Here is an 8318-nt window from a genome sequence, read left to right as displayed (position 1 = left end):
ATGCAAATCTTTAAAGCACCTACATATAGACTTTCGAAAAAAAGAAACAATCTCGCCTATCATTGACGTTACATGAGCTTAGCTTGATAGCGATGTGCACTTCCCCCTATATAAACATTTAAATTATTCTTCACAATCCCTCTACTTCCAATAGCAACATGCTTATTACTTCCCATCACTACACCTCATTTCCTTTTTTACAAAAAAAAGACACAGAGATCCCTCCCCATGCCTACTACTTCTCTACTTCTTCACCGCATGCACATAATGCACCGTCTCAAAAGCTTCTAAATAATCGTTTCGTCCCTCAAAATATAGTTTATTAATATCCTCTGGTGATAAGTGCTCATAAATGAGTAAGCCCGCCTTTTCTAATAGTGCTTCCATTTCGGTATAAGAAAAACACGATTTCATCGGCTCCCCGCCTATCTCAGCCATCTTTATCATATTTTCAACTCGATTGGATAATCCTTTTTCCGTAAATAAGTTTTCATCAGGGTAATCAAAAACGATAGAACTCCCTTCTGGAACCATCTCGAATAAACATTCTATTAAACTGGAAAGTTCCTCTTTTGTTAAATAGTACGTAACACCTAAAAGGCTAAAGAAAGTCTTTTTATTTTCAAATCCTTCATTTACTAATTTTTGCTTAGAGAAATCCTTAGTAAAATCCATCGAAACAAAATGAAGATTGCTTGGAATTTCTAGACCTGATTCTTTCACTCTTTGTATTTTAAACGCTTGCGTAGAAGGATGATCCACTTCAAATATTTCTATTTTATTTTCTAATTCTCGGTGTCTAAAACTAAACGTGTCTAAGCCTGCACCGAGTATGACGTATTGCTTCGCGCCTAATGCAATTTCATGTAATAGCACTCTTTCACAATATGCCGCGCGTGCCAAAGGTGTTGGTGATAATTGAACTTGTGTAATCCATTTTAAAGTTTCTTTCGGATTGTCTTGAAACTGCTGTGCAATGCCTTTATTAAAAAAATGTATTCCTTGAACCATGTTCGTTTCAATATCATTACGTTCTTTTTGTGAAATAAGATCTTTAGCTACATAATCATCAAAGATTTTAGAACTATCAAATTCACTATGATACGCCCTTCCGAAAGCTGATACTAACGACGTTACACTTGCTTCACCTTTTTTCACGCACATACACTCTCCTTCATTTCCACAACAAAAATAGGGTCCCCCTGGCCAGGAGAACCCTATTATACACTTTATTTTTACATTGGTAAATTATAGCATAAATAAGTTTTTTTGTCAAGTTTTCAGCCCGCTAACACTCCGATACTTTGTATATTCTCCGGCAGGAACATCGAAATTATATACACAATTTTCCGAATTATTTATTCATTCTTTTTTGAGCAGTATTAGTATCTTGAGATACCGGTATGTGTTCGGTAGCTCTAGATAAACCTGTTTTTGGCATATTAACATAGATTGCTTCAGAAGCACCTTTTTCTATTTGATATGTCTCGTGAAAAACACCGACACTCCCATTATCTTTAATCTTATTATTGTATGATTTCCAAGCATATGAATGGTTTTTTCCGTGAGCATAGTTTACTAATTCGTCGAATCCCTTCCAGTATTGAATTAAGATTACTTTTCTCCAACTAAATAAGAATTCTGTATGTAAGAAACCCCATTGTGGATTTTGATATAATTCTTTAATCATAGGTCCCATAGCATTAAAAACTGGTATCCACTTCCAAAATTTTAATAGGTTATTAATACGCATACCAATAATAAAAACAACAAATTCTTGATCCTTGCTATTGGCTATATGCCTGCCGTTAAAAATTTTAGCCCCCACTTTAATCCCCCTTTTTTACTGAACATAAATAATGTGCAGCTCCCAAATAAACCATAACACTTTTCCATGAATTTTCCAATTGATTCAACATAGATTATGAAAGGCTGTACTTAACAATAAAGGGTATATGTTTCCTACCTTTTTATTATTAACAGCTATTTTTAATATTTGTTCTAGACCTCCTTTTCACCAGGCACATTTCCATAATATATTTCAATAACGATAGCATTGTCGCCTCCTTTCTAAACAGAATATTTTTTAGTTCATTTGAGTTAGGACAACATCACATCACACTTTTCACATTAGGGGATTATTGGATAAATAAGTTTTTTGGTGAAATTTTCAGCCCATTACTACTCAGCCACTTTGTATTTTCTCCGGCAGGAAAATTGTCGATTCACACCGAACATTCCAGATTATAACAATACATATGGAGGCCAATATGAAACGATTAGTCATTATTACAGTAGGAAAAACCCACAGTGGAAAAACAACATTTGCTAAAGAACTAGAAAAAAAGTTACCCCACTCTTTCGTTATGGATCAAGACAACCAAGCCGAATTTATTAACACACATTATGAAAAATTGCAGCCGGCTGAAGGCGCTAATATATTTAAGCACGGTCTTTCAAAATTCATTGTTGATTATGCAAAAGAATATACAAATTTGCACCTTATCATTTGCAACTCAAATAGAAGCCGAAACGGCCGGATGTATTTGCTGAATGAGCTGTTTAAGGAAGAGGAATATGTACGCATACTCGTTCGTTTTGACATTCCAGATGATATTCTTTATGAAAGAGTAGCTCGTAGTAAGCGAAGTATAAATATATTTAGAGGTAACTATTCCAGTTTCAAAGAAGTACTCGTTCGGCAACAGGCTGAATCTCAACATGAAGATGTAGTAGATCCTGTAGAAAATGAGGCTGATTATTTGTTTGTTATTCGCGATAGTAAAGATGTAAAATCTACTATAGAAGAAATTGTTCATCTTGCTGAAGATTTGTCCCCTATCCCAAAATAAGAGACTATAAGAATCACATAATCATAGATTATTATGCAAATACTTCCTCTAGGCGCCGAACATGGTATATAATAATAAAATAATCTACTTCTATATGCTCAATTTTACACAATAGAGTTCACTCATAGGAAAGAGGTACAAAAATATGAAAACAAAACAAACAATCGCTGCTTCTACACTAGCTTTAGCAATGATTGCGGGATCTACCCCTACTCATGCAGAAGTAAATGAAGCTACTCCCCAGCAAAGTACGGGAGATCGCTTAGCTGAAATTAAGCAACATAGACAAGAGTTAGATGCGAAATTACAGCAGCACAAAGAAAATGTGGATCAAACATTAAATGAACTTAACCAAGTTAAGGAAAATGTTGACACAAAGGTTAATGAACTACATGAGCGTAAACAAGTTGCTGATGAAAAAATTAACGAAATTAAACAACATAAACAAGAGTTAGATGCAAAACTTCAGCAAGACAAACAAATTGCCGAGGATAAAATCGCGGAAATTAAAGAGCATAAAAAACAAGTAGATGATAAAGTTGCTGAAATTAAAGAACATAAGCAAAATATCGATAATAAGGTTACTGAGATTAAAGAACATAAACAAACTGTCGATGAAAAAGTGAATGAAATTAAGCAACATAAAGAGAACATCGATCAGAAGGTTAATGAACTTAAGGAAGTAAAAAAACAGGTAGATGACAAATTAGCTGAGTTAAAGAAAGCGAAACAAACTGCTGAGGACAAACTTGCTGAGCTAAAAGAAAATAAGCCGAATACTGGGAACACGTTAGAGGAGCTTAAGAAAATTAAAGGCAATTTAGATAGTCTTTCCGCTAACTTAGAACTAGCTAAACAAGATGTAAAAAACAAACTAGCTGAATTACAAGAAGCTAGACAAGATTTACTAAATAAAATAAACGAAATGAAACAAGCGAAACAAACTGTTTCAGATGATTTAACAAAGAAAAAACAAGACTTAGATATTAAAATAAACGATTTTAAACATACTGAGAAAAAAATTGATGACAAATTAGCTGAGTTACATACAACAAAGCAAAATGTAGATAACAAAATTAATGAAGTATCACAATCGAAACAAACGCAAACAGACAATAACAATACTACTGTTCCAGCGAAAAACAGTGCTAGAGAACTTCCTAACGCTGGTAGTGAGCAATCAAGTAACGTGCCTTTAGGAATGTTATCTGTCTTAGGTGGACTTTTATTAGTAACACGAAATAAAATTAAAACGTTATTCTCAAAATAAAGCCATTATATCTATTTTAAAATAATCATACAAAGGCCAACTGCACATATATGTACGGTTGGCCTTTTTTCTTTATATTAACTGTCCATCTCTAAGTGTCAATATACGATCACATACATCAAGCATTCTTTCATCATGTGTAATCATAATTGCTGCTTTTTGACTTTCTTTCACTTCACGTTTCATCATTTCCACGACTTCACGTGCGCGTTTTGAGTCTAAGCTTGCAGTTGGTTCATCTGCTAATATTAAATCTGGGTTGTTCATGAAAGCACGAGTGATTGCTACCCTTTGTTTTTCCCCACCCGATAGTTGATTTGGATAATGAGTTTTTCTTTCAGATAATCCAAATGCTGTTAGCAAGTGATCCGCACGCTTTTCAGATTCTTGTTTGTTGTCTTTTTTTAGCTTTGCAATGTAAAGCAATTGTTCTTTTACATTTAAATATGGAACAAGATTTGCAAACTGGAAAATGAAGCCGATTTTTTTCAAACGAATGTCTGTCATTTCTTTTTCTGATAACTTCGTAATATTTTGCTCACGAATGTAAATATCCCCTTTTGACGGTGATAGTAAAGCACCCGCAATTGATAATAACGTACTTTTCCCTGATCCAGAAGGACCGACGATTCCGATAAATTCTCCAGCTTTCACATCAAGCGACATCGGATGAAGGGCTGTTACTTCCGTATTCCCTTCTCCGTACACTTTACTTACTTTGTCTAATTTTAATAATGAAGTCATTACATCCCGCCTCCAATTGCTTCTAATGCATCAACTTTTAACACTTGATATAACGAAATAAGTGTTCCTAAAATACTAATGACGATAAAGATTGCTGCATATTGTGCAATCATCGGTGTTGTTAATAAGAACGGCATACCCGCTGGTAAAATTTGTTCTAATCCTTGTACAAGAACAATACTGATTACCATCGCAACGACTGATAAGAATAATGCCTGCACGACTAAGCTATTTGCTAAATAAGAATTTTTCGTACCGATTGCTTTTAGTACACCTAATTGCTGTGTTTTTTGCAACGTAATTACGTAGAAGAATACACCGATTAGTAACGCAGCGATAACAAGTAAGAACGCAATGATCATCGTTAATGTTCCTTGCTCTTCTTTAAATCCTGGAATACTTTGTAATACTTCTTTTTTGTCGATAACATGTGCATTTTTAATTTCTTTATCTGTATTAAGCGCAATTGCACTATAATCTTTTTGGTTTGGTTGTGAAATAGCGCCCCATACGTCTTCATTTACATAAACGACTGGTGTATGGCTAAACATTTGATCTTTCGTAAATCCAACGATTTTAAATTCTTTCTTTGAAACAGGATCAATAATTGTATCCCCAATATCGATACCTTTTTCTTTAATTGATTCATCGGCAACCATTTCGTTATTTGCTGTACCCAATTTCTCACCTTTTACAATTTTCGGTTCTAAAAATGAATCACGTTCACTTGAGAAAATAGCGACATCAACTTTTTTCGAACTATCTTTCTTTTCATAAGTTGAAACTTTCACACGAAACGGAACTGCCTCTTTCTCGCCTGCTTGATTTACTACGTTATCTACATCTTCTTTCTTAATTTGTGAACGAAGTAATTTATTTTCCGCATCATCCGCTAGTACAAATTTATTTGCCTCCATATTTTGAATCGATGAAGCATTATCATATGATAATCCATTTGCTAATCCTGAAATTACAAGGACTAAAAATGATAATAACACCATAATAAGTCCGATTAATCCATATCTTAATTTTGATTGTTTTAATTCACGCAGAGCTAAAAACATTTCGCTCGCTCCTTCCTATTACTTTCTATGCACTTATCATAAAAAAGAAATATGAACGGAATATGAACAGAAGATTACAGAAGAAAGATTAAATTTTCAGAAAGTATTGAAAACAAATGAAATCCTTGATACAATTCAGTCAAATAATCTTGACCGAGTAATTTAATTTGAGGAGTTGATCATTTTGAAGCCCGTGTTAACACTAACTACTTATAGCCAACTAAAAGCAATAAGCGATCCACTACGTGCCGAAATGATGATGCGTCTATGCGAACGTCCTTATACAGGACAACTGCTATCTGAAAAATTCGGCATTTCAAGGGCGAAAATTCATTATCATTTAAAAGAATTAGAGAAGAATGGCCTTATAGAAATCGTATATACAGAAGAAAAGAATGGCATCGTTCAAAAGTTTTATCAATCTGTCGCTAAAGGATTTACCCCTGCCGCGGACCTATTACCTCATTTAGAAATATTAAGCGAATCAGGTCGCCAAATCTTTTTACAAATGACGGGAAGAACGAAAAGCCATATTCTCGCTGCACCAGAAGAATCTTTTACATTACGAAATGCAAGTGAAGACCCAGCTGAGTGGAATTACGTTTCATCCTGCTGGGAATTTGATGCTACGCCAGAACAATTTCAAGTGTGGGTGAAAAAGTTTCATGAATTAATGGCTGAATTAAACGAAATCACAAAAAGTGCGGATAAAGATCCAAATAGTAAAGCTTATTATATTTCTACTACTGCACTTCAAATCGCTGAGAGAACAATGCAGCAATTTGTAAAAAAAGAAGAAAAATCGTAATGCGATTTTTTTTACATAAACGGTCAAATTTATTTTACCGAATAAATTTTTTATAAAGGAGTAGATAAAGTGGACATATTAAAAAACCGGAATTTCCTCTTACTATTTTTAGGGAGAATTTTTACAAACATAGGAGATAGTTTGTATTATGTAGCAGCGATGTGGCTCGTATATGAGCTGAGTGGTGATCCTTTTTATTCTGGATTGGCTGGTTTCCTTACATTATTACCTTCTGCATTACAATTTCTTACCGGTCCATTCGTTGATAGATGGTCAATCAAAAACACCCTTGTAATCACACAAGTCCTGCAATGCATTCTTATATTAATCATTCCTATTACACACTACTTCGATCTATTAACAGTTCAACTACTACTCATCATTATGCCCATCGTAGCCTTTATCGAACAATTCGCCTATCCCGCACAGTCAAAAGCTTTACCACTTCTACTGCATAAAACACAATTATTAAAAGGAAACTCTCTCTTTTCATTTGCGTATCAAGGCATTGACTTAATTTGTACGACCCTTTCTGGAATATTAGTAGCACTATTTGGCGCAATCACTTTATATGTAATCGACTCTTTCACATTCGCGATTACTGCGATTTTGTTTATTTCATTAAAAATGCCGACACAAACCGAAACAGGCACATCACTTTCAACAAAGCAATATTTCTCTGATTTAAAAGAAGGCTTTTCAATCGTCTTTCGTTCATTAATGGGCATCTTCTTAATCGGTTCAGTTGTCGCTAATTTTTCAATCGGTATGACGATGGCAATACTCCCTTCTTTCGCCGATTCTTTAGGAGGGGTTAAATTATACGGTTTCTTTTTAGCCGCTATATCCGCCGGTAGTTTAATTGGAGCACTATTCAGTTCATGGGTTGGTAAACATAATATTAGCCATGTCTCCATTATTAGCTTTGCGACTAGCGCTTTCTTTTGGTTTCTCTCTACGTTTGTACCGTTTCAATGGTTATCAATTTTTTTATTCGGCTTAGCTTGGATACCAATTGGTGCGACCAACATATTATTTGCGACAATTAGTCAAACTTTAATTCCAAATCAATATCTTGGACGCATCAATTCAGTCACACGAAGCATGGGTACAATCGCTATGCCGTTCGGCTCTTTAATTGGCGGATACACCGCAAATGTATTTAGTAGCCAACTCATTTTCGCGCTCGCTAGCATCGGAATTTTATTCATTTCTCTCGTATGGCTACTTCATCCGAAATTACGTTCATTGCCAAAAGCTGATGAAATTACAGCGGATACTTTTGAGCTTCGGTTTAAGGAAGAGCGCGGGAAAGGTGCGGCTTTATAGCAGAAAGAAAATATTATCTAATCCGTAATGTGTAGTTATAATAAAATTATTTAATTTTATTATCTCAAACAAGCATAACCCCGTTCTAAATATAGGACGGGATTATGCTTGTTTAATTTTGTATGTAAGATACTTCACTTCACTAAAAAATATAACAATAAAGTTGTTTCTGTAGTGCTTAAAGAAATCAAAGTATTATTTTAATGAACTACATGCTACTGAATTAAGTCTATAATTTATAGTTGTAAGAT

8 protein-coding genes are annotated in these 8318 nt (G+C 34.3%); 4 read left to right on the top strand and 4 right to left on the bottom strand.

The genetic code is table 11. The annotated features are described in order from the left end of the window. Nucleotides 1-243: 243 nt before the first annotated feature. Together ABH960_RS29305 and ABH960_RS29300 are read right to left on the bottom strand one after the other, a co-directional pair. A complete protein-coding gene (locus tag ABH960_RS29305) occupies nt 244-1164 on the bottom strand; it encodes a class I SAM-dependent methyltransferase (protein ID WP_404449941.1) in 921 nt (306 codons plus the stop codon). A gap of 190 nt (nt 1165-1354) precedes the next feature. Next, a complete protein-coding gene (locus ABH960_RS29300) occupies nt 1355-1828 on the bottom strand; it encodes a DUF4188 domain-containing protein (RefSeq protein ID WP_002128099.1) in 474 nt (157 codons plus the stop codon). A 430-nt stretch (nt 1829-2258) separates the two neighbouring features. Between ABH960_RS29300 and ABH960_RS29295 the strand changes: the two genes are divergently transcribed. Together ABH960_RS29295 and ABH960_RS29290 are read left to right on the top strand one after the other, a co-directional pair. After that, nucleotides 2259-2852, top strand: a complete 594-nt coding sequence (locus tag ABH960_RS29295) for an AAA family ATPase (RefSeq protein WP_215599489.1) — start codon at nt 2259-2261, stop codon at nt 2850-2852. Nucleotides 2853-2997: 145 nt separating this feature from the next. Continuing rightward, nucleotides 2998-4122: an LPXTG cell wall anchor domain-containing protein gene (locus tag ABH960_RS29290; RefSeq protein ID WP_002185437.1), complete on the top strand. Its 1125-nt coding sequence runs from the start codon at nt 2998-3000 to the stop codon at nt 4120-4122. Between the two features lie 72 nt (nt 4123-4194). Here ABH960_RS29290 and ABH960_RS29285 read toward each other — a convergent pair whose 3' ends face one another. Then, nucleotides 4195-4866 carry an ABC transporter ATP-binding protein gene (locus ABH960_RS29285; protein ID WP_002185436.1) on the bottom strand — a complete coding sequence of 224 codons (672 nt, stop codon included), beginning with the start codon at nt 4864-4866 and terminating at the stop codon, nt 4195-4197. Then, on the bottom strand, nt 4866-5930 hold the full coding sequence (locus ABH960_RS29280; RefSeq protein ID WP_002185435.1) for an ABC transporter permease: 1065 nt from the start codon (nt 5928-5930) through the stop codon (nt 4866-4868). Before ABH960_RS29280 ends, ABH960_RS29285 begins: the two co-directional genes overlap by 1 nt. A 184-nt stretch (nt 5931-6114) precedes the next feature. Here ABH960_RS29280 and ABH960_RS29275 point away from each other — a divergent pair, with 184 nt between their 5' ends. Together ABH960_RS29275 and ABH960_RS29270 are read left to right on the top strand one after the other, a co-directional pair. Next, nucleotides 6115-6738, top strand: coding sequence for an ArsR/SmtB family transcription factor (locus tag ABH960_RS29275; RefSeq protein ID WP_404449938.1), 624 nt, complete (start codon nt 6115-6117; stop codon nt 6736-6738). Between the two features lie 69 nt (nt 6739-6807). After that, complete coding sequence (locus ABH960_RS29270; protein WP_404449936.1) at nt 6808-8067, top strand: MFS transporter; 1260 nt, start codon at nt 6808-6810, stop codon at nt 8065-8067. The last annotated feature ends 251 nt before the right edge of the window (nt 8068-8318 follow it).

The sequence above is a fragment of the Bacillus sp. RC252 genome (genome assembly GCF_044909215.1).
Classification (GTDB): Bacteria; Bacillota; Bacilli; order Bacillales; family Bacillaceae_G; genus Bacillus_A; species Bacillus_A mycoides.
This window is presented reverse-complemented; position numbering and strand designations above follow the sequence as displayed.